Origin of the sequence: Nonomuraea sp. NPDC049269 (assembly GCF_043197155.1) — a bacterium.
Classification (GTDB): domain Bacteria; phylum Actinomycetota; class Actinomycetes; order Streptosporangiales; family Streptosporangiaceae; genus Nonomuraea.
Window position 1 is genome coordinate 89,289 of the sequence record NZ_JBICSO010000012.1, and the last position, 20,064, is coordinate 109,352.

21 protein-coding genes are annotated in these 20,064 nt (G+C 71.6%); 12 read left to right on the forward strand and 9 right to left on the reverse strand.

Annotated elements, in window-relative coordinates; genetic code table 11:
* Positions 1-15: 15 nt before the first annotated feature.
* Positions 16-156 carry a hypothetical protein gene (locus ACGFNP_RS52550; RefSeq protein WP_358321043.1) on the reverse strand — a complete coding sequence of 47 codons (141 nt, stop codon included), beginning with the start codon at positions 154-156 and terminating at the stop codon, positions 16-18.
* Between the two features lie 11 nt (positions 157-167).
* Here ACGFNP_RS52550 and ACGFNP_RS52555 point away from each other — a divergent pair, with 11 nt between their 5' ends.
* Positions 168-467, forward strand: a complete 300-nt coding sequence (locus ACGFNP_RS52555) for a DNA-binding protein (RefSeq protein ID WP_393331372.1) — start codon at positions 168-170, stop codon at positions 465-467.
* Positions 468-518: 51 nt separating this feature from the next.
* Here the strand turns inward: ACGFNP_RS52555 and ACGFNP_RS52560 are convergent, their stop codons facing one another.
* From ACGFNP_RS52560 to pdhA, 3 genes are read right to left on the reverse strand one after another with little or no spacing between them, the layout of a single operon-like run.
* A complete protein-coding gene (locus tag ACGFNP_RS52560) occupies positions 519-2,045 on the reverse strand; it encodes a dihydrolipoamide acetyltransferase family protein (RefSeq protein WP_393331375.1) in 1,527 nt (508 codons plus the stop codon).
* Positions 2,042-3,058, reverse strand: coding sequence for an alpha-ketoacid dehydrogenase subunit beta (locus tag ACGFNP_RS52565; protein WP_358321050.1), 1,017 nt, complete (start codon positions 3,056-3,058; stop codon positions 2,042-2,044). The genes ACGFNP_RS52560 and ACGFNP_RS52565 overlap by 4 nt, the downstream gene beginning before the upstream one ends.
* Before the next feature lies 1 nt (position 3,059).
* Positions 3,060-4,166: a pyruvate dehydrogenase (acetyl-transferring) E1 component subunit alpha gene (gene pdhA, locus ACGFNP_RS52570; protein ID WP_358321053.1), complete on the reverse strand. Its 1,107-nt coding sequence runs from the start codon at positions 4,164-4,166 to the stop codon at positions 3,060-3,062.
* Between the two features lie 127 nt (positions 4,167-4,293).
* Here pdhA and ACGFNP_RS52575 point away from each other — a divergent pair, with 127 nt between their 5' ends.
* Positions 4,294-4,803: an Lrp/AsnC family transcriptional regulator gene (locus ACGFNP_RS52575; RefSeq protein WP_358321056.1), complete on the forward strand. Its 510-nt coding sequence runs from the start codon at positions 4,294-4,296 to the stop codon at positions 4,801-4,803.
* A 10-nt stretch (positions 4,804-4,813) separates the two neighbouring features.
* Here ACGFNP_RS52575 and ACGFNP_RS52580 read toward each other — a convergent pair whose 3' ends face one another.
* Positions 4,814-5,296: a hypothetical protein gene (locus ACGFNP_RS52580; RefSeq protein WP_358321061.1), complete on the reverse strand. Its 483-nt coding sequence runs from the start codon at positions 5,294-5,296 to the stop codon at positions 4,814-4,816.
* A gap of 135 nt (positions 5,297-5,431) precedes the next feature.
* On the opposite strand from ACGFNP_RS52580, the gene ACGFNP_RS52585 reads away from it, so the two are divergent.
* From ACGFNP_RS52585 to ACGFNP_RS52595, 3 genes are read left to right on the forward strand one after another with little or no spacing between them, the layout of a single operon-like run.
* Positions 5,432-6,994, forward strand: coding sequence for a GMC family oxidoreductase (locus ACGFNP_RS52585; protein ID WP_393331380.1), 1,563 nt, complete (start codon positions 5,432-5,434; stop codon positions 6,992-6,994).
* Positions 6,995-7,022: 28 nt separating this feature from the next.
* The gene (locus ACGFNP_RS52590; RefSeq protein WP_393331383.1) at positions 7,023-8,546 is read left to right on the forward strand and encodes an aldehyde dehydrogenase family protein; all 1,524 of its coding nucleotides are present in this window, start codon (positions 7,023-7,025) and stop codon (positions 8,544-8,546) included.
* Positions 8,543-9,706 carry a M20 family metallopeptidase gene (locus ACGFNP_RS52595; RefSeq protein WP_393331386.1) on the forward strand — a complete coding sequence of 388 codons (1,164 nt, stop codon included), beginning with the start codon at positions 8,543-8,545 and terminating at the stop codon, positions 9,704-9,706. The genes ACGFNP_RS52590 and ACGFNP_RS52595 overlap by 4 nt, the downstream gene beginning before the upstream one ends.
* A gap of 198 nt (positions 9,707-9,904) precedes the next feature.
* On the opposite strand, the gene ACGFNP_RS52600 is transcribed toward ACGFNP_RS52595, so the two are convergent.
* On the reverse strand, positions 9,905-10,849 hold the full coding sequence (locus tag ACGFNP_RS52600; RefSeq protein WP_393331390.1) for an enoyl-CoA hydratase/isomerase family protein: 945 nt from the start codon (positions 10,847-10,849) through the stop codon (positions 9,905-9,907).
* A gap of 1 nt (position 10,850) precedes the next feature.
* Complete coding sequence (paaZ, locus tag ACGFNP_RS52605; RefSeq protein ID WP_393331394.1) at positions 10,851-12,920, reverse strand: phenylacetic acid degradation bifunctional protein PaaZ; 2,070 nt, start codon at positions 12,918-12,920, stop codon at positions 10,851-10,853.
* Positions 12,921-13,021: 101 nt separating this feature from the next.
* Here paaZ and paaA point away from each other — a divergent pair, with 101 nt between their 5' ends.
* From paaA to ACGFNP_RS52640, 7 genes are all read left to right on the forward strand, one after another.
* Positions 13,022-14,017, forward strand: coding sequence for a 1,2-phenylacetyl-CoA epoxidase subunit PaaA (paaA, locus tag ACGFNP_RS52610; RefSeq protein ID WP_393331397.1), 996 nt, complete (start codon positions 13,022-13,024; stop codon positions 14,015-14,017).
* Complete coding sequence (paaB, locus tag ACGFNP_RS52615; RefSeq protein ID WP_219538030.1) at positions 14,014-14,307, forward strand: 1,2-phenylacetyl-CoA epoxidase subunit PaaB; 294 nt, start codon at positions 14,014-14,016, stop codon at positions 14,305-14,307. The genes paaA and paaB overlap by 4 nt, the downstream gene beginning before the upstream one ends.
* 28 nt (positions 14,308-14,335) lie before the next feature.
* Positions 14,336-15,241, forward strand: a complete 906-nt coding sequence (paaC, locus tag ACGFNP_RS52620) for a 1,2-phenylacetyl-CoA epoxidase subunit PaaC (protein ID WP_393331399.1) — start codon at positions 14,336-14,338, stop codon at positions 15,239-15,241.
* Positions 15,238-15,906, forward strand: coding sequence for a 1,2-phenylacetyl-CoA epoxidase subunit PaaD (gene paaD, locus ACGFNP_RS52625; RefSeq protein ID WP_393331402.1), 669 nt, complete (start codon positions 15,238-15,240; stop codon positions 15,904-15,906). Before paaC ends, paaD begins: the two co-directional genes overlap by 4 nt.
* 1 nt (position 15,907) lies before the next feature.
* Positions 15,908-16,999: a 1,2-phenylacetyl-CoA epoxidase subunit PaaE gene (paaE, locus tag ACGFNP_RS52630; protein WP_358321087.1), complete on the forward strand. Its 1,092-nt coding sequence runs from the start codon at positions 15,908-15,910 to the stop codon at positions 16,997-16,999.
* Positions 17,000-17,069: 70 nt separating this feature from the next.
* Positions 17,070-17,798, forward strand: a complete 729-nt coding sequence (locus tag ACGFNP_RS52635; protein WP_393331405.1) for an enoyl-CoA hydratase/isomerase family protein — start codon at positions 17,070-17,072, stop codon at positions 17,796-17,798.
* Positions 17,795-18,637, forward strand: a complete 843-nt coding sequence (locus ACGFNP_RS52640; protein WP_393331408.1) for a 3-hydroxyacyl-CoA dehydrogenase family protein — start codon at positions 17,795-17,797, stop codon at positions 18,635-18,637. The genes ACGFNP_RS52635 and ACGFNP_RS52640 overlap by 4 nt, the downstream gene beginning before the upstream one ends.
* A 9-nt stretch (positions 18,638-18,646) precedes the next feature.
* On the opposite strand, the gene ACGFNP_RS52645 is transcribed toward ACGFNP_RS52640, so the two are convergent.
* Positions 18,647-19,276 (reverse strand): TetR/AcrR family transcriptional regulator, encoded by a 630-nt coding sequence (locus ACGFNP_RS52645; RefSeq protein ID WP_358321094.1) that lies wholly within the window; start codon positions 19,274-19,276, stop codon positions 18,647-18,649.
* A gap of 41 nt (positions 19,277-19,317) precedes the next feature.
* Positions 19,318-20,001: a DUF4328 domain-containing protein gene (locus ACGFNP_RS52650; RefSeq protein WP_393331411.1), complete on the reverse strand. Its 684-nt coding sequence runs from the start codon at positions 19,999-20,001 to the stop codon at positions 19,318-19,320.
* Positions 20,002-20,064: the final 63 nt, after the last annotated feature.

The window sequence follows — 20,064 nt, forward strand, 5'->3', positions numbered from 1 at the left end:
GGAGCTGATCGAAGCTCACACCAGAATTTTCGGGGAGACGGGCCCCTGCGGTTCGGCGAGCACGGTGTGATCGAGCACGTCTAAACCGTTGTTCTGGATTCCCGGGGACTCTCCGCCTGGATCGCGCAGGACCGCAAGATTCTCGCGATGTTCCATGTTTTCACACCATGGGCGCCGATCTCGTGATCGGCGCCAATACCATCGTGGAGGTCAGCCACACGCGGGTGAACATGCCTCGGCTGCAGTGGGTGCTCTCTCGCGTCAAGGTCGAGCCGGTTACCGAGGGCGCCGCTAAGGCGTCCGCGGATCTGCTCAAGACGGCAGGTCTGCACGGCCACAAGTACGCGATCGACGCGACGATCGCCGAGATGGCGCTACGCCAGCCCGGGCCTGTGGCCATGCTCACCTCGGATGTCGATGACATGGCTCAACTGTGCGGCCATCGTGTCCGGCTCATCGGCATTTGAGCATGTAAAGGCCGCTGTCCTCCCTGTCCCAGTTCGGCTTATGTCCTTTCGCTACACGTGGGCCAGCAGAATGGCGGGGTTCTCGACGCAGTCGGCCACGTAGCGCAGGAAGCCGCCGGCGGCGCCGCCGTCGCAGACTCGGTGGTCGAAGGTGAGGGACAGCTGGGTGACCTTGCGGGGTACGACCGCGCCGTCGGTCACCCAGGGCCGGTCGATGATGCGGCCCATGCCGAGGAGTGCCGCTTCGGGGTGGTTGATGATCGGGGTGGATCCGTCCACGCCGAAGACGCCGTAGTTGTTGAGCGTGAACGTGCCCCCGGTCAGCGCCGTAGGAGGCAGCCCGCCTGAGCGGGCGAGGCCGGTGAGCCGGGTCAGTTCGGCGGCGAGTTGTGCGGTTGTCATCAGATGCGCGTCCCGGACCACCGGCACGACGAGGCCGCGATCGGTCTGCGCGGCGAAGCCGAGGTTGATGTGGCCGTGCCGGACGATCTCGGCACGGCCGGTGTCGACCGAGGAGTTCAGCTCGGGGAACTGGCGCAGGCCGGCCACGCAGATGCGGGCCAGGATCGCGAGCAACCCGATGCCCAGGTCCGGGCGGGCCTGTCGCAGTGCGTCCTTGATCGTGAGCAGGCCGGTGGCGTCGACGTCCACCCAGGTGGTGGCGTCGGGGATCTCGCTGCGGCTGCGGGTCAGTTTGTCAGCCACCGCCCGGCGTAGTCCGCGCAGGGGGATGCGCTCCGCGGTCAATGCCGTTCCGGTCACTGAGGGCGGAGACGCGGGCGCGGACAGGGACTTGGGCGTGGACGCAGGCGCGGGCGGGGACTTGGGCGTGGGCAGGGACTTGGGCGTGGGCGTGGGCGCGGGCGGTGCCACGGAGTCCTCCGCCGCCATGCCGACGCCTACGCCGACACTGACGTCGCCGTCCATGGCGTCGGTGTCGGCGATGGCCCGCTCGACGTCGCGGCGAAGGATCACTCCGCAAGGTCCGGTGGGGCTGAGGGCGGCGAGGTCCACTCCGTGCTCGCGGGCGATCCTGCGGACCAGCGGAGAGATCACGCGGGGCGCGGGCTCCGGTTCGGTTGCGTGTTGGGAGACGGGCACCTGGGGTGCGGTCGTGGATGCCTGCCGCGCTGAATCGGAAGCCTTCCGGTAGCCGGTCCGAGAGCCGCCGCGCCGCCGCCTGCGCGTGCCGGAGCTGTGGCCAGTGCCGTACCCGATCAGGACGTTGCCGGAGCCGGCCCGCTCCTCTTCGCGGTAACGGGCCGCGTCCGGGTCCACATCGCGCTCTGCGGCGGGTACCGTCACGCCCGCCGGACCGACTTCCATGCCCGGGCCGACTTCGATGAGAGGTGCGCCCACCGACAGGACGGCCCCCGCCGAAGCGTGCAGGATCAGCACCGTGCCCGCGTAGGGAACAGGCACCTCCACCGCCGCCTTGGCGGTCTCGACCTCGACCACGATCTGGTCGATCTCGACCGTGTCGCCGACGGCGACTTTCCATTCGACGATCTCGGCCTCCGTCAGGCCCTCGCCGAGGTCGGGCAGGCGGAACACCTGCCGAGAAACGGTGGCCGTCATGACGCCTCCCCCGCCAGGTGGAAAACATCGGGCTCGTCGCCGAACTGGAGCCGGTCGACCGCGTCCAGAACCCGGTCGACGTCCGGCAGATGCGAATGCTCGAGTATCGGCGGCGGGTAAGGGATGTCGAACCCCGAGACGCGCAGCACCGGCGCGGCCAGCGAGTGGAAGCACCGCTCCTGTACGCGCGCCGCGATCTCCGCCCCCACCCCGGCGAACCCCTGCGCCTCCTGGATCACCACACAACGACCCGTCTTGCGCACCGAGGACACCACGGTCGCGTCGTCGAACGGGACGATCGTCCGCAGGTCCACCACCTCCAGGGCGAGGCCGTCCTGGGCCGCGGCTTCGGCGGCCTGGAGCGCCACCGGGATGCTCGGCCCGTAGGCGATCAGCGTCGCGTCACGCCCCTCGCGCAGCACCGCCGCCTGCCCGAACCCGGCGGCGCGCCGATCCCCCAGCGTGGTCTCGCCTTTGGACCAGTACAGCCGCTTGGGCTCCATGAAGATCACCGGGTCGGGGTCGGCGATGGCGTCGCGCAGCAGCCAGTACGCGTCGTCGGAGGTCGCGGGGGTCACGACCTTCAGACCCGGAGTATGCGCGTAGTAGGCCTCGCTGGAGTCGCAGTGATGCTCGACGCCACCGATGCCGCCCGCGTACGGGATCCGGATCACCATCGGCAGCGACAGCCGCCCGCGCGTGCGATTGCGGAGCTTGGCCACGTGGGAGACGATCTGCTCGAAGGCCGGGTAGGCGAAGGCGTCGAACTGCATCTCGACCACCGGACGGAAGCCGCCCATGGCCATGCCCACGGCGAGGCCCACGATCCCCGCTTCGGCCAGCGGGGTGTCGAAGCAGCGCTCCTCGCCGAACTCCTTGGTCAGCCCGTCGGTGATGCGGAAGACGCCGCCCAGCGGGCCCACGTCCTCGCCGAAGACGAGAGCGCGTTCGTCTTCGCGCAGTGCGTCGCGCAGCGCGGCGTTCAGCGCCTGCGCCATCGTCATCGCGGTCATCTCAGTCCTCCGGGGCGGTCAGCTCGGCCGCCAGCAGTGCCCGTTGCTCGCGCAACTGGGGCGTGGGCTCGGCGAAGACGTGGTCGAACAACTCGAACGGGTCCGTCTCGGGGTCGGCGTTCATCTCGTCGCGGACGCGCGCGGCGAACTCCTCGGCGGCCTGGTGCGCCGAGGCGACGGCCTCCGGGTCGAGCAGGCCGCGCCCACTCAGGTAGGTCTCCAGGCGGGCGAGAGGGTCGGCCGACTGCCACCGTTCGACCTCGTCGGCTTGCCTGTACCGGGTGGCGTCGTCGGCGTTGGTGTGGGCGTCCATGCGGTAGGTGTGCGCCTCCACCAGGAAGGGGCCGCCGCCCGCCCGCGCGTGTTCCACGGCCGCGGTCAGGACCGACAGCACCGCCACGAGGTCGTTGCCGTCCACCTGCTCGGACGGGATGCCGTAGCCGATCCCCTTGTACGCCAGCGCGGGAGCCGCGCTCTGCTTCGCCAGCGGTACCGAGATCGCGTACTTGTTGTTCTGCACGAAGAACACGACGGGGGCGTGCAGGACCGCGGCGTAGTTGAGCGCCTCGTGGAAGTCGCCCTCGCTGGTGCCGCCGTCGCCGATGAAGGCCATGACGACGCCGTCCTCGCCCTTGCGGCGCAGGGCCTCGGCCATGCCCACCGCGTGTACGGTCTGGGTGGCCAGCGGGGTGCACTGAGGCGCGACCCGAGTGGCGGCGGGGTCGTACCCGCAGTGCCAGCCGCCCCGCAGCAGGGTGAGCACCTCGACGGGGTCGAGCCCGCGCGAGACCAGGGCCACCGAGTCGCGGTAGGTGGGGAACAGCCAGTCGTCCTCGCGCAGCGCGAGGACGCCGGCGATCTGGCAGGCCTCCTGCCCGCGGCTGGACGGGTAGACGGCGAGCCGGCCCTGCTTGGTCAGCGCGGTCGCCTGACGGTCGAAGCGGCGGCCCAGGACCATCCGGCGGTACGCCTCCAGCAACCGCTCGTCCGCCGGCGCCGAGTATCCGGCAGGCGGCTGGACGGCCGTGCCGTCCTCGGCCACGAAGCGCACCGGCACCGGTGAGGGCAGCAGGCCGTCGACCGTCTGGCGACTCGTCCTCACAGACATGGCAACGCTCCCTTTCTCTTGATGCTGGACGTTTGACAGCCACAGCGTGTACTTCTGGAGCCATTCGTTCAAGACATCAGGCATGATGAGCGACAAATGGGTTAAATCAGGACTTGAGGGGGGCCAATTGTCAGCAAATGGGGGCGTTGAGGGTGGCTGGCCGGGACGTTCGGCGAGCCAGTTGGACGGGGTGGACCGCGCGATCATCGCCGAACTGCTTCGCGACGGCCGGATCTCGATGCGCACCCTCGCCGAGCGCGTCCACATCTCCCGCGCCAACGTCTACGCCCGGATCACCCGGCTGATGGACGACGGGGTGATCACCGGTTTCACCGCCGAACTCGCCCCGCACAAGGCGGGCCTGGGCACCAGCGCGTACGTTTCGGTCACCATCGAGCAGAACTCCTGGCGCACGGTCTCGGCCCGGCTCCGCGAGACCCCGTACGTCGAGCACTTCGCGATGGTCGGCGGCGACTACGACGTCCTGGTGCTGGTCAGGACGCCGGACAACGAGGTGCTCAGGCACGTGGTGCTGGAGCGCATCCAGGACATCCCCGGCATCCGCGCCACCCGCACCTGGCTGGTCTTCGAGGAGGCCCGGGGTCTGGGCACGGAGTGGGCCGCACGGGAGAGCTGAGCGGCGCCGGTCAGCTCTCCCGGGCCGCCTTGTACTCCTCGAGGATCGCTTCGATGTGCCGCACCATGAAGGTGTAGTAGTCGCGCATCTCCCGCAGGCGCCCGCGCTGCGGCTCGGGGAGGTCGGCCGCGTGCGTCTGCGCGTTCTCGGCCAGCGCCAGCAGCTCGACCGTCTGCTCCAGCTGGTGCTGCAGGCAGCCGATCCAGGCGTCGTCGCGCCACTCGTACACGTACTGCCGGGAGCCGGGCTCCTTGAAACGCCGCACGGTTCCGCTGAGCACCAGCAGGCGGGTCATCTCGGAGACCGAGCCCTTGCTCGCGTCGAGGGCGTTCTGCAGGTCCAGCATCGTCATGGGCGCCTGGCTGAGCATCAGGACGCCCGCGGCCCGCCCCGCCATCGGCGGCCATCCCATGGCGCGGCCGATGTGCAGGCCGAAGTCGTCGATCAGCGGATTCGCAGCGCCGCGAGCTTCGTCACCGACGGGGCTGAGCACCAACGGGGCACCATCCGTTCAGAAAAAAATGAACTTTCACTATTGACTGAACTTCCTGCTGGGGGCAGTCTACCGGCTAACAGCGGCCCGGACATGTTCGAAGCCGCTCCCTGAGCCGAACGCAGGAGGTTCGCCGTGACAGGCACGGGCTGGGACATCATCGTCGTGGGTGCGGGTTCCGCAGGCGCGGCGCTCGCTGCCCGCTCCGCCGAGCGGGGGAAGCGCGTCCTGCTTCTGGAAGCCGGACCCGACTACCGCTCAGCGCACATGCACGAGGCGTGGCGGTCGCCGAACCCCGTCCGGGCGCTGCTGGACCCCAGTGCCACCGAGGGCCTGGTCTGGGCCGGCGTCCATTCCTCCCGGACCGACAAGCAGCCGCAGGGCCCGTACTGGCGGGGCCGGGGTGTGGGCGGCAGTTCGTCGATCAACGGGCAGATCGCGATCCGTCCGCCGATGGAGGACTTCGACGACTGGGCCGCGGCGGGCTGCGCCGGCTGGTCGTGGCAGGACGTGCTGCCCTACTTCGCGAAGCTGGAGGACGACGAGGAGTTCGGGGACGAGCCGTACCACGGCAAGGGCGGTCCGACCCCGATCTTCCGCATGCCGCAGGAACAGTGGGGCGGTGTGGACGCCGCCCTGTGCGCCGGGGCGCTCGCCGCCGGCCACTCCTGGGCTCCTGACGTGAACGCGCCGCAGGCGAGCGGGGTCTCGCCGTATCCGATCAATTCGCGCGCCGGGCGCAGGGTCACGGTCAACGACGGCTACCTCGAACCGGCCCGGTCGCTGCCCGGCCTCACCATACGCGGCGAGGCGCTGGTGGACCGGGTCGTCTTCTCCGGTGACCGCGCCGTCGGCGTCCGGGTCATCGTGGACGGGACGGCGACGACCGAGTACGCGGACGAGATCGTGCTCAGCGCGGGCGTGATCCACTCCCCCGCGATCTTGATGCGGTCGGGGGTGGGCCCGGCGGCCGACCTGCGCCGGCTGAGGATCACGGTACGGCGGGACCTGCCGGTCGGCCTCGGCATGCAGGACCATCCGATGGTCGTCGTCGAGCTGCCGCTGACCGCGGACGCCGCCATCAAGACGGCCGGCGACCGCCACACCAACGTCTGCGTCCGCTACACCAGCGGGCCCGGGGGTCTCCCCCACGACATGATGTTCGTCTCGCTGAACCAGAACGTGCTGTCCATGGAGGCCGCCGACACGCGGTTCCCGGCGGGCGGCCTGGGCGTGTGGCTGAACCAGAACCACTCGCGCGGTGTGCTGACTCTCAACTCCGCCGACCCGGAGGCCCAGCCCGAGGTCCGGGAACGGATGCTGTCGGACGTCCGCGACCTGGAGCGGCTGCGCCAGGGGGTACGCGCCTTGGTGGAGCTGGCGCGCGGCCCCGAGGTCGCCTCGATCGTCGCCGGCTCCATCGAGACCAGTAACAGCCGGCTGTTCGCGGTGCTGGACAACGACGCCGAACTCGACGACCACCTCCTCACCACCGCGGTGGACGCCCAGCACGGCACCAGCACCTGCCGGATGGGCGCGCCCGGCGACGCCGGCGCGGTCGTCGACCCGGCCTGCCGTGTCCTCGGGGTCGACGGTCTGCGCGTGGTCGACGCGTCGACCTTCCCGTCCGTACCGCGGGCCAACACCAACCTGGCATCGATCATGGTCGGCGAGCTCATGGCCGACCGTCTCGACTGAGCCGAATCCGGCGAAGGAGCACCATTCCGTGAAGACCCTGCAGAACCTGATCGGCGGCATCTGGGAGGACTCCCGTGGTGACGCCTTCCACAAGGTGATCAATCCGGCGACCGAAGAGGTCGTCGCCCGCTGCCCCAGCGGCTCACCGGAGGACGCCCGCCAGGCCGTGGACGCGGCCGTCCGGGCCCAGCCGGCCTGGGCGGCGCTACCGGTCGCCGAACGCGTGGCGCGCCTGTGCCGGTGGGCGGACACGATCACCGAGCACGCCGACGAACTGGCGGAGATCGAATGCCGTGAGATGGGCAAGCCCGTCACCCTCGGCCGGACCTTCATCGCCGGCGCGGCACAGGGGTTCAAGGCGGCGGTGGCCGAGGCCCTGGACTACCCATTCGAGGAGACCGTCACCGGCGGCACCACGATCCTGCGCCGGCCGCTCGGCGCCACGGCGGTCATCGTGCCGTGGAACTTCCCGGTGCCCATGGCACTGGGGGCGCTCGGCCCGCTGCTGGCCGCGGGCGACACCGTGGTGCTCAAGCCGTCCGAACGCTCGCCGATGTCGGCGGTGCGGCTGCTGGAGCTGATGGACCCGCCGGCCGGCGTGGTGAACCTCGTTCTCGGCGACTCCCGGGCCGGTGCGCCGCTGGTCGCCGACGAACGGATCGGGCTCGTGCACTTCACCGGCTCCGTCGAGGCCGGGCGCCGGGTCGGCGCGGAGAGCGGGGCCCTGCTGCACCGTTCGATCCTCGAACTCGGCGGCAAGGACCCCGTGGTCGTCGACGCGGGAGTCGACCCGGTCGCCACCGCCGCGGCGGTCGCGTTCGGCGCGTTCGTCAACACGGGCCAGATCTGCACCTCGATGGAACGGATCTACGTGCACCGCGAGATCGCCGAGGAGTTCATCGACGCCCTCGTGGACGTCGCCGGCACCTTCGCCCTCGGAGACGGGCACGACGCGACCACGGTGCTGGGCCCGCTGGTCGACCGGCGTCAGCGCGACATCGTGGTCCGGCACGTCGACGATGCGGTCGAGCGCGGCGCGACCGTCCGCACCGGCGGAACCGTGCCCGAGGGCAAGGGCTTCTTCTACCCCGCCACCGTGCTGACCGATGTGGACGACTCCATGCTGGTCATGACCGAGGAGACCTTCGGCCCGCTCGCCCCGGTCGCCGTCGTCTCCTCCTTCGAGGAGGGCCTGGAGAAGGCGGCCGGAACGCGTTTCGGCCTCGCCGCCACCGTGTACACCAACGACCCCGCGCACATGATCGCGGCGCGCGGCATCCCCGCCGGCGTGGTGTGGGTGAACCAATGGCAGGGCGGCGGTCCCGAGCGGCTGTACGAGCCGGCCGGCGACAGCGGCATGGGCGCTACCGGCTCCCGGGCCGCCTACGACGCGGCCACCCGCCCCGTCTCTGTCCACGTCGCCCCCGCCGCCCCCGCCGCCCCCGCCGCCCCGGCCACCCCGGACACTCAGGCCACCCCGGACACTCAGGCCACCCCGGACGCTCCGGCCACCCCGGGCGCTCCGGGCGCCGCTGGCGCTCCGGGCGCGTGACGCCCGCGGCCCAGGGCGCCAAGCGGCAGGCCGCCGACGCCGTCGGCGCCTGGGCGGCCCGCTTGATCGACCTGTCCCATCGCATCCACGCCCACCCCGAGCTCGCCTTCGAGGAGACGCTGGCGAGCACGTGGGTGGCGGACGCGCTGAGCGCCGCCGGTTTCGACGTCCAGCACGGCTGCTACGACCTGCCCACGGCCGTACGCGCGACAGTGGGAACCGGTCCGCTGCACATCGCGATCTGCGCCGAGTACGACGCTCTGCCCGGCATCGGGCACGCCTGCGGGCACAACGTCATCGCCGCCGCAGCGGTCGGCGCGGGAGCCGCGCTGGCCGGGCTGGCCGACGATCTCGGGCTGACCGTGACCGTCCTCGGCACCCCGGCGGAGGAAGGCGGCGGCGGCAAGATCCTCATGCTGGAACGCGGCGCGTTCGAGGGCCTCGACGCCGCCATGATGGTCCACCCCGCCGCCGTCGAGATGGCGGCGATGCCCGGCTCGGCGGTCGCCCAGTTCGAGGTCTCCTACCGGGGGAAGCCGGCCCACGCCGGCGCGTACCCCGAGCTCGGCGTCAACGCCGCCGACGCGATGACCGTCGCGCAGGTGGCGATCGGGCTGCTGCGCCAGCAGACGGGCGCCGATGACCGCGTCCACGGCATCGTCACCCAGGCAGGTACGGCCGCGAACGTGATCCCCGACGTGAGCCACGGCCGGTGGATCATCCGATCCTCCACTGTGGAGGCACTGGCCGAGCTCAAGCCACGCGTGCGGCGCTGCTTCGAGGCCGGGGCGCTGGCCACCGGCTGCGACCTGGTGGTCACTCCGCCGGCCCCCGACTACGCCGACCTGCGGCCCGACGCGGTCATGCTGGGCATGTACCGGGCCAATGCGGAGGCGCTCGGGCGGGTCTTCCCGGATCTGCCCGGCGGTCCCCCGGCCGGCGCGGCCACCGACATGGGCAACGTCTCCCACGCCGTGCCCAGCATCCATCCCATGCTGGGGCTCGACTGCCTGCCTGCGGTCAACCATCAGCCCGAGTTCACCGCGGCCTGCGTCACCCCGGCCGCCGACAGGGCGGTCCTCGACGGCGCCACGGCCATGGCGTGGACCGCCGTCGACCTCGCCCGCGCCTCGTCGGCACAGCGGGCGTCCCACGGCTGAGCCCCCGCCGGACGTTCACAGAAGTCGGCCGTTCACAGAAGTCGGCCGTCCAGAGAAGCCAGCCGTCCAGAGAAGCCAGCCGTCCAGAGAAGCCGGGCGTCCAGGAAAGCCGGGCGTCCAGGAAAGTGGCGGCGTGCGCCGTTCGCCCCGGTCACCACGCAGGTGGCCGGGGCGATGACCGTACCGAGGGGCGGGAGTTCAGCGCCCTTCGAAGACGGGCTGCTGCTTGGTGAGGAACGCCTCGACCGCTCCGGCGTGGTCGGCGGTCCGGCCCAGGCGCGCCTGGGCGCGGGCCTCGGCCGTCAGCACCGTCCCGAGGTCCTGGTCCCAGGCTTGCGCGATCAGCCGCTTGGACTCGGCGTAGGCGGCGGTCGGCCCGGCCGCGAGCCGGGCCGCGAGCTCGCGGCCCGCCGTACGGACGTCCGCGCGGGGGACGACGCGTCCCGAGATTCCCCACGCGACCGCCTGCTGGGCGCTGAAGGACTCGCCGAGCAGGACGAGCTCCTTGGCCCGGGCCTCACCGACCGCCCGCGCGAGCGTCGTGGACAACCCGGAGTCGCACGTCAGCCCGATCGCGGTGAACGCCGTGGCGAGAACCGCCTCCTCGGCCAGGACCCGCAGGTCGCAGGCGAGCGCGAGGGCCAGCCCGGCGCCGACGCACGTGCCGTTGACGGCGGCGACGACCGGCTTGCCCATCGTGGCCACGAGCCGGATGATCGGCGCGTAGTCCTCCTCGACGGTGTCGAACGCATGGTCGGCGTCGGTACGGAGCGCGGCCGCGTGCTCGGCGAGGTCCTGACCGACACAGAAGGCGTTCCCCGCGCCGGTCAGCAGCACGGCACGGACGGCGGCATCGGACGCGACCTCCTCGAGGGCCCGGCGCAACGCCGTCTTGAGTGCGGCGTCGAGCGCGTTGCGGCGATCCGAGCGATTGAGCGTCAGTACGGCCACGGCCCCGTCACGCTCGAACACGACCGGGGCCGCCGGGACAGCGAGCGCGGTCGGCGCACCGGGAGTGGCCGACGCACCGAAAGCAATCGACGCGCGCGGAGCAGCCGAAGCGCCCGGAGAGGCCGACGCACCGGGAGCAGCCGAAGCGCCCGGAGCGGTCGAGGCGCCCGGAGTGGTCGAGGCGGCGTCCATGTCAGGCCTCCTGGGCGGGCGTCGCGGGCCAGGTCTTGGCCACGAGGGTCAGTACGTCGTAGGTGGCGACCGCCTGGCCGTCCTGGTTGGTCACGACGGCGTCCCAGCGGACCTCGCCGTAGTCCGCGCCGGCCCGCGGGGTGATCTGCTTGACGGTCAGCGTCACGTCGATGGCGTCGCCGGCCTTGACCGGGGTGAGGAAGCGCAGCCCGTCCACGCCGAAGTTCGCCAGGACCGGTCCTGGCGCGGGGTCGACGAAGAGCCCGGCGGCCAGGGACACGACGAGGTAGCCGTGGGCGACGATGCCGCCGAACAGCGGGTTCCGCGCGGCGGCCGCGGCGTCGGTGTGCGCGTAGAAGGTGTCTCCGGTGAACTCGGCGAAGTGCTCGATGTCCGCGAGCGACACCGTCCGCGGCGCGGAGCCGATCGTGTCGCCCACGCGCAGCTCCGCCAGCGATTTGCGGAAGGGGTGAACGCCGGATTCGGCACGCGCGGCGCCCGTCGTCCACCGTCCGGTGATCGCGGTGAGCTGGTCCGGGGAGCCCTGGACGGCGGTGCGCTGCATGTGGTGCAGGACCCCGCGGACGCCGCCGAGCTCCTCCCCGCCGCCGGCCCGCCCGGGGCCGCCGTGGACGAGGACGGGCAGCGGCGAGCCGTGCCCGGTGGACTCCTTGGCGTCGTCCCGGTCCAGGACGAGGACCCGGCCGTGCCATGGCGCCAGACCCAGGACGACGGACCGAGCGACCTGCGGGTCGTGGGTGACGACGGAGGCGACGAGGCTGCCCTTGCCCCGGGCGGCCAGGGCGACCGCCGCTTCGATGCCGTCGTAGCCGAGCACGGTGGCGACCGGGCCGAACGGCTCCACGTCGTGCGGCTCGGTGGCGCCGGGGCGGGCGCGCAGCACGAGCGGGGTCATGAACGCGCCGCGCTCGGGGTCTCCATCCAGCAAGGTCGAGCCGGGGACCCCGTTGAGAAGGGACGCGCCGTAGACCACCTCGGCGCTCGCCCTCAGCGCCTCGACGGCTTTGCGTACCTCCTCGCGCTGGCCAAGGCTGGCGAGCGGGCCCATCCGCACGTCCGGATCGCGCGGGTCACCGACGGTCACCTCCGCCAGGCGCGCGGCGAGCGCCTCGGTCACCTGCCCGGCCATCGTCTCGGGAACGAGCACCCGGCGAATGGCGGTGCACTTCTGCCCCGCCTTGACCGTCATCTCGGTGACGACGCCCTTGACGAACAGGTGGAACTCCGGATCGTCCGGCCGCACGTCGGGCCCGAGGATCGAGCAGTTGAGCGAGTCGGCCTCGACACCGAGCTGGACGCCGCCGTCGAGCACGTTCGGGTGGCGGCGCAGGATGCCCGCGGTGTGCGCCGAGCCGGTGAAGGCGACGGAGTCCTGCACCGTCAGCTCGTCGAGCAGTCCGCCCGCGCCGCCGGCGACGAGCTGGAGCGCTCCCTCGGGCAGGATTCCCGACTCGATGATCTGCCGGACGGCGAGTTCGGTGAGGTAGGCGCTCTGGCTCGCGGGCTTGACGATCGACGGCAGCCCGGCGAGGAAGGCCGGGGCCAGCTTCTCCAGCATGCCCCAGACCGGGAAGTTGAAGGCGTTGATCTGCACCGCGACACCCGGCCGGGAGGTGTAGAGGTGCTGGCCGACGAAGGTGCCGCCCTTGCCCAGGCGTTCGAGGCCGCCGTCGAGGACGACGGTGTCGTTCGGCAGCTCGCGGACCCCCTTGCTCGCGTAGCTGAACAGGGTGCCGATGCCGCCGTCCACGTCGATCATCGTGTCCCGCGAGGTAGCGCCGGTGCGTACGGACAGTGCGTACAGCTCCTCCTTGCGCTCGGACAGGTGCTTGGCGAGCGCCTTGAGCAGGGCCGCCCGCTCGTGGAAGGTCAGGGAGCGCAGCGCGGGTCCGCCGGTGTCCCGGGCGTGCCGGACCATCGCGGCGACGTCCAGGCCCCGGCTCGAGATGCGCGCGACCTCCTCGCCCGTGGCGGCGTCGAGCAGGGGTTCCCCGTCGTCCGCTGCCCGGAACCAGCGTCCGGCGGCGTAGCTCTCCAGAATCGCGCTCACCTTGTCTCCTCCCTGGGGACCTATTGCGCAGGAGCCCCGACCCGTGCAACCGTATTACTGACCGAGTGATAAGTAAATACGACCGAGGTCTTGGAGGGAAGATGACAGTTGAAGCGGAGGAGCGGCTGCTTGCCGGGTTCGAGGCGACCATCGCGCGCAACGACCGGATCGAGCCGCGCGACTGGATGCCGGACGCCTACCGCCGGACGCTCGTACGCCAGATCGCCCAGCACGCGCACTCCGAGATCATCGGCATGCAGCCCGAGGGCGAATGGATCGGACGTGCCCCGTCCCTGCGCCGCAAGGCGATCCTCCTGGCCAAGGTGCAGGACGAGGCCGGGCACGGCCTCTACCTGTATTCGGCGTGCGAGACCCTCGGTGTCTCCCGCGCCGAGCTGACCGGCCTGCTGCTCGCCGGCCGGCAGAAGTACTCCTCGATCTTCAACTACCCCACGCTGTCCTACGCCGACGTCGGCACGATCGGCTGGCTGGTCGACGGGGCCGCGATCTGCAACCAGGTGCCCCTCTGCCGCACCTCCTACGGACCGTACGGCCGCGCCATGATCCGCATCTGCAAGGAGGAGTCCTTCCACCAGCGCCAGGGGTACGAGCTGCTCATGACGATGATGCGCGGCACCGACGCCCAGCGGGCCATGGTGCAGGAGTCAGTGGACCGGTTCTGGTGGCCGGCACTGATGATGTTCGGCCCGCCGGACGCCGAGTCCACCAACAGCGCGCGGTCGATGGCGTGGGGCGTCAAGCGCAACTCCAACGACGAGCTGCGCCAGCGGTTCGTGGACATGACGGTCCCGCAGGCCGACGCTCTCGGGGTGACACTGCCCGACCCCGACCTGCGCTGGAACGACGAGCGCGGACACCACGACTTCGGCGAGCCGGACTGGGAGGAGCTCGCCGCGGTCATCCGCGGGGACGGTCCGTGCAACGCCCAGCGGATGAGCCACCGCCGCGCCGCCCATGAGGACGGCGCCTGGGTACGCGAGGCGGCGTCGGCGTTCGCGAGCCGATCCGCCGAGGCGGGCGCGAGCCTGTCCGCCGAGGCGGGCGCGAGCCTGTCCGGCGAGGCGGGTGCCCGGTGAGCGCCGACCGGCGGGAGTGGCCGCTGTATGAGGTGTTCGTCCGCGGCAAGCGCGGGCTCAACCACGTCCACGTCGGCTCGCTGCACGCCCCGGACGACGCGATGGCCGTACGGCACGCGCGCGACGTCTACACGCGGCGCAACGAGGGCGTGAGCATCTGGGTCGTACGGGCCGACGCCATCACGGCCTCCAGCCCGGACGAGAAGGACCCACTGTTCGCCCCGAACGGCGACAAGGTCTACCGGCACCCGACGTTCTACGACATTCCCGACAACGTCCCGCACATGTGAGCACCACACGATCGGAACACTCATCACCATGAGCGACGAACACGGCAGCGTCTACGACGGCCTGCTCGGCGGCGACTCCTCCCAGTGGGCGTTCGGCACCGATTTCGAGGACCCGCTGGCCGGCATCGACACGACGGTGCCCGACGGCGTCGACCACACCGAACTCGCCGAATACTGCCTCATGCTCGGCGACGACGCCCTGATCATGTCGCAGCGCCTGACGGAGTGGTGCAGCCGCGCACCGGACCTCGAAGAGGACATCGCGCTGGCGAACATCTCCCTCGACCTGCTCGGGCAGGCGCGCCTGCTCCTGGCGCGGGCGGCCGCCGCCGACCCCGGCCTCCTGCCCGCCCTCCCCGAGGGCTCGCCCGTGCCCGCCGAGGACGCGCTGGCGTTCTTCCGTGACGCCGGACAGTTCCGCAACGTGCGCCTGGCCGAGGTCGCGAACGGCGACTTCGGGCACGTCGTCGTCCGCCTGCTGCTGTTCGCGGTGGCTCGGCTCGCGCTGCTGGAGCGGCTGCGCGCGAGCGGCGACACGGTGCTGGCCGCGGTGGCGGCCAAGGGCGTCAAGGAGGTCACCTACCACCGGGACTGGGCGGCCCGCTGGTTCCTCACCCTGGCGCAGGGCACCGAAGAGTCGCGCCGCAGGCTCGTCACAGCGCTCGACGCCCTGTGGCCGCTCCAGCCCGAGCTGGTCGCCACGCACCCCGTCGAGCTCTCGCTCGCCCGCGCCGGCGTCGGCGTCGACCCCGCCACCACGCGCGGCGAGGTGGACGCCCTCCTCGACCAGGTACTCGCCATGAGCGGCGTCGCCCGCCCGGACCACCCACCCCTGGAGGGCAGCGGTCGGACCGGCACGCACACCGAAGACTTCGCCGACCTGCTCGCCGAGATGCAGGTGGTCGCCCGCGCACACCCGAGCGGGCGCTGGTGAACGGCGCCGAGCCGGCCGGGGCCGAGCGAGCGCCGCTGACAGTCCGGCAAGCCGCCGAGGCCGAGCGAGCGCCGTTGACAGTCCGGCAGGCCGCCGAGGCCGAGCGAGCGCCGTTGACGGTCCGGGAGCCCGCCGGGGCCGAGCGGGCGCCGGCGAGGATCCGAGAGCGGGCCGTCGAGGTCGCCGGGCAGGTACGCGACCCCGAGATGCCGATGCTCACCCTCGCCGACCTCGGAGTCCTGCGCGGTGTCGATGTGGAGCGGACGGCGGACGGCCACGAGCTCGTCATCGCCTCGATCACCCCGACCTACACCGGCTGCCCGGCCATGGCCACCATGCGCGACGACCTCGTCCACCGCCTGAACGACGCGGGCTTCCCCCACGTCGAGGTACGCGTCGTGCTCGACCCGCCCTGGTCGAGCGACTGGATCTCCGAACGCGGCCGCACCGCCCTGCGGGAGGCCGGCCTGTCGGCGCCCGGCCCGGCCCGCCGGACGTCCGGGCCCATCGCGCTCACGCTCGGACCGGCGCGGTCCGCCCCGACCTGTCCGCGCTGCGGTTCGACGGCCACCCGGCTGACCTCCGAATTCGGCGCCACCGCCTGCAAGGCCCTCTACACCTGTACCGACTGCCTTGAGCCGTTCGAGCATGTCAAGGAGATATGAGATGACCACGCTCGCGCCCGGACCGGCGCCGACCCGGGCGTCCGCCACCTTCCGGCCGCTGACCGTGGCGGCGGTCGACCACCTGTGCGAGGACGCCGCGGCGATCACGTTCGCCGTGCCCGACGAACTGCGCGAGGCGTACACCTTCCAGGCGGGGCAGTCGCTCACCCTTCGCCGCGTCGTGGACGGGCGGGAGCACCGGCGGTCCTACTCGATCTGCGCGCCGGCCGGCGCCGCGCCGCGCATCGGGGTCCGCGAGATACCGGGCGGGCTCTTCTCCTCCTGGCTCGTCCGCGAGGTGGTGCCGGGAACGCGGATCGACGTGCAGACTCCGACCGGCTCCTGGCGGGCCGACCCGGCACGGGGAGAGCGGCACCTGTGCATCGCCGCCGGGTCGGGCATCACCCCGATGCTGTCGGTCGCCTCGACGGTGCTGGCCCACCCCGGCGCCCAGGTGTCGCTCCTGTACGGCAACCGCACGAGCCGCACCGTGATGTTCACCGAGGAACTCGGCGACCTGAAGAACCGCTACGGTGCCCGGTTCCAGCTGGTTCACGTCCTGTCGCGGGAGCCGCGCGAGGTGGAGCTGTTCTCGGGCCGGCTCGACGGTGACCGATTGCGCCGCCTGCTCACCGATCTGGTGCCGGTCGAGGTGTTCGATCATGTCTGGCTCTGCGGACCACTGCGCATGATCCAGGACGCGCGGGCGGTGCTGACCGACCTCGCCGTCCCCGCGCGGAACGTCCACGTCGAACTCTTCTACGTCGACGAGCCGCCACCGCGACCGCGGCGGGCCGACGAGGTGCCGGCCGGCGCGACCAGCGTCCTGACGACGGTGCTCGACGGGCTGCGGGCGACGTCGACCGTGTCCCGGGAGACGACGCTCCTCGACGGCGCCCAGGCCACGCGCGCCGACCTGCCGTTCGCGTGCAAGGGCGGCGTCTGCGGAACGTGCCGGGCCGTCGTCCGTGAGGGTGCGGTCGACATGCGCCGCAACTACGCCCTCGAACCGTCCGAGGTGGACGCCGGGTTCGTGCTCACCTGCCAGACGTTCCCGGTCGGCGAGAGTGTCACCGTCGACTACGACGCCTGATCTTGTTCCTTGATGGATAGGAGCCCTTCGTGACCCACTCCTGCGTACGGACGCCGACAGGACACCCGAAATGACGCTGATCATCGAAGAAGCGGCCGACCGGGTCGTGTGGCGGCTCAACAGACCCGAGGTCCGCAACGCGATCGACCGCGAGCTGGTCTCCGCGCTCCACCAGGCGTGCGCCGCCGTCGAAGAGGAGCCGCGCGTCGTCCTGATCACCGGCGAAGGGCCGGCCTTCGCGGCCGGGGCGGACATCGCCCAGCTCCGCGAACGCAACCGGGACGACGCGCTGCGGGGCATCAACTCGAAGATCTTCGACCGGATCCACCGGCTGCCGATGCCGACCGTGGCCCTCGTCGACGGGTACGCCCTGGGCGGCGGCGCCGAGCTCGCCTACGCCTGCGACTTCCGGATCGGCACACCGCGTACGCGCATCGGCAACCCGGAGACGGACCTCGGCATCATCGCGGCGGCCGGCGCGGCCTGGCGCCTGGCCGAACTCGTCGGCGAACCCCTGGCCAAGGAGATCCTGCTCGCCGGCCGCATCCTCACGGCCGACGAGGCACGGGCCGTACACCTGCTCAACGACGTCGTGGAGCCCGACGACCTGCTCGCCGCCGGCCATCGGCTCGCCGATCGCATCACCGCGCGGGCGCCCCTGGCGACCCGGCTGACCAAGGCCGTCTTCCACGCCCCGCGAGCCGCACACCCGTTCATCGACGACGTCGCCCAGGCGATCCTGTTCGAGACAGAGGAGAAACACACCCGCATGACAGCATTCCTGGACCGGCGCTCATGACCCTGCCACGTACGGTGGGCGTCTTCGGCGGTGGGCGGATGGGGTCGGGGATCGCGCACGCGTTCCTCGCCTCGGGCAGCCACGTGATCGTCGTGGAGAACGACCCCGAGGCGGCTGACCGGGCCAGGACCCGGGTGACCGGCAGTCTGGCCAAGGCCCACGACAAAGGCCGGCTCGGGGTTCCGCTCCAGGACGCCGTCTCCCGGCTGCGGACGACGACCGACCCCGGCGAGCTGGCCCCCTGCGAGCTCGTCGTCGAGGCGGTCCCGGAGGACGCGGCGCTCAAGGCACAGGTGCTCGCCCTGGCCGAGCAGCGGGCGCCGGGCACGGTGCTCGCCTCCAACACCAGCAGCCTGTCGATCGACGGGCTGGCCGCCGGCCTGGCCGCACCGGACCGCTTTCTCGGGCTGCACTTCTTCAACCCCGTCCCCGTGAGCGACCTCGTCGAGATCGTCACCGGGCGCCGCACCACGCCCGCGCTCGTGACGCAAGCCCAGGACTGGGTGGCCGCGCTCGGCAAGACACCGATCACGGTCTCGGACTCGCCGGGTTTCGCGAGCAGCCGCCTCGGCGTCTGCCTGGCGCTCGAGGCGATGCGGATGCTCGAGGAGGGTGTGGCGAGCGCGGCCGACATCGACACGGCGATGACCCTCGGCTACCGGCACCCGATGGGGCCGCTGCGGACCACCGACGTGGTGGGACTCGACGTACGGCTCGCCATCGCCGAACATCTGGCCCGCGAGCTCGGACCCCGTTTCGAGCCACCGCGGATCCTGCGCGACCTCGTGGCCGACGGGCACCTCGGCCGCAAGACCGGCCAGGGCTTCTACGCGTGGTGAGAGGTGGGTTCAGGGCTCGTGCTTGGTCAGGCCGTCGAAGGCGATGACGGTGATGGCGTCGGCGACCGTCGCCAGGTCGTACAGGCCGTCGGGGCGGTACCACTCGACCAGCGAGTTCACCATGCCGAACAGCAGCCGGCTCACCAGCGCCGGCGGCACGCTGTCACGCAGGGAGCCCTCCGCGACGGCGTCCGCGACGAGCGCGGCGAGGCGGTCGTCGAGCCAGCGGCGCCGCTCCAGGGCGGCCAGTTCGAGCCCGCTGTTGCCACGTACCCGCAGAAGGAGCGTGACGGAGGGCTGATGCGCCACGAGGACCTCGACGCTGCGCCGCACCACCTCGCGCAGCCGCTCGTAGGCGGTCGCCTCGGCCTGGTCGCGGGAGGCCGCGGTCACGGCCGCGGTGAGCTCGTCGAGGGCGTCGTCGAGGGCCTGGCCGAGCAGTTGCTCCTTGCTCGTGACGTGGTGGTAGATGGCCGGCTTCGTCAGCCCGAGCTCCTTGGCCAGGTCTCCCATGCTCGTGGCGTCGTACCCCTTGCGGTTGAACAGCTCCACCGCGGCGCGCAGGATCGCCGCCTGGTCGTAGCCGGGACGGCCACGACCACGGCGCGGAGTCGGTTCGGCGGGCTCGCTCGTCGTCACGAATGCAGCATCTCACGGCAGATCAGACGCCCTTCCCCGGCCTAGGCGGGCTGGGCGGGCTCGACGGAGGGCGCCAGCCGCCGCGTTTCCTGCGCGTTGGTGATCCGCAGGATCACCGCGGCGGCGAGTGCCGCGGCGACCATCCACATCGCGAGGTTCACCAGGTCGAACTTGGCCGCGGCGGCGATCCCTTCCAGGTCGTCGGTCTTGATGATCAGTCTGACGACCACGTAGGACACCCAGGAGCTGAGCAGCCAGGCCGTCCACCAGGCGATGATCACTCCGGAGCGCGGTGGCTGGTCGATCCGCCGGGAGGCGCGCCAGATGTCGTCGATGATCTGCTTCGGGAACCAGAGGGCGAGGATCGGGGCGATCCAGCCGAAGATCAGCCAGTGCTTGCGGTGGCGGTGTCCGTCGGGCTCCAGCACGTCGGCGTTCGCCCGGACCCGGAACATCCACATCAGGAACGCCAGGCCGGCCACGAAGTAGACCGCCGTCTCCACGTATCCAGACGTGGCGTAGATCATGTCGCTCGTGTTGATCTCCGCCTCGCTGACGGCGTCGGGGTCGCTGATCAGCCGGTTGATGAGCGCCACTTCCCGTAAGTCGACCACGGCGACGGCGAGGCCTGTGAGGCAGTCGAGCGCCAGCGCGCCGAGTGCGAGGTTGGCCAGGAGGCGTACCGGACGTAACGGCAGTGGCGGTGTGAACGGTGGCGGGTACATGGGGCGCCCTTCAAAGATCGGGACCGACAAATGGCCTGCCAGTATCGCCACGCCGGCGAGCGG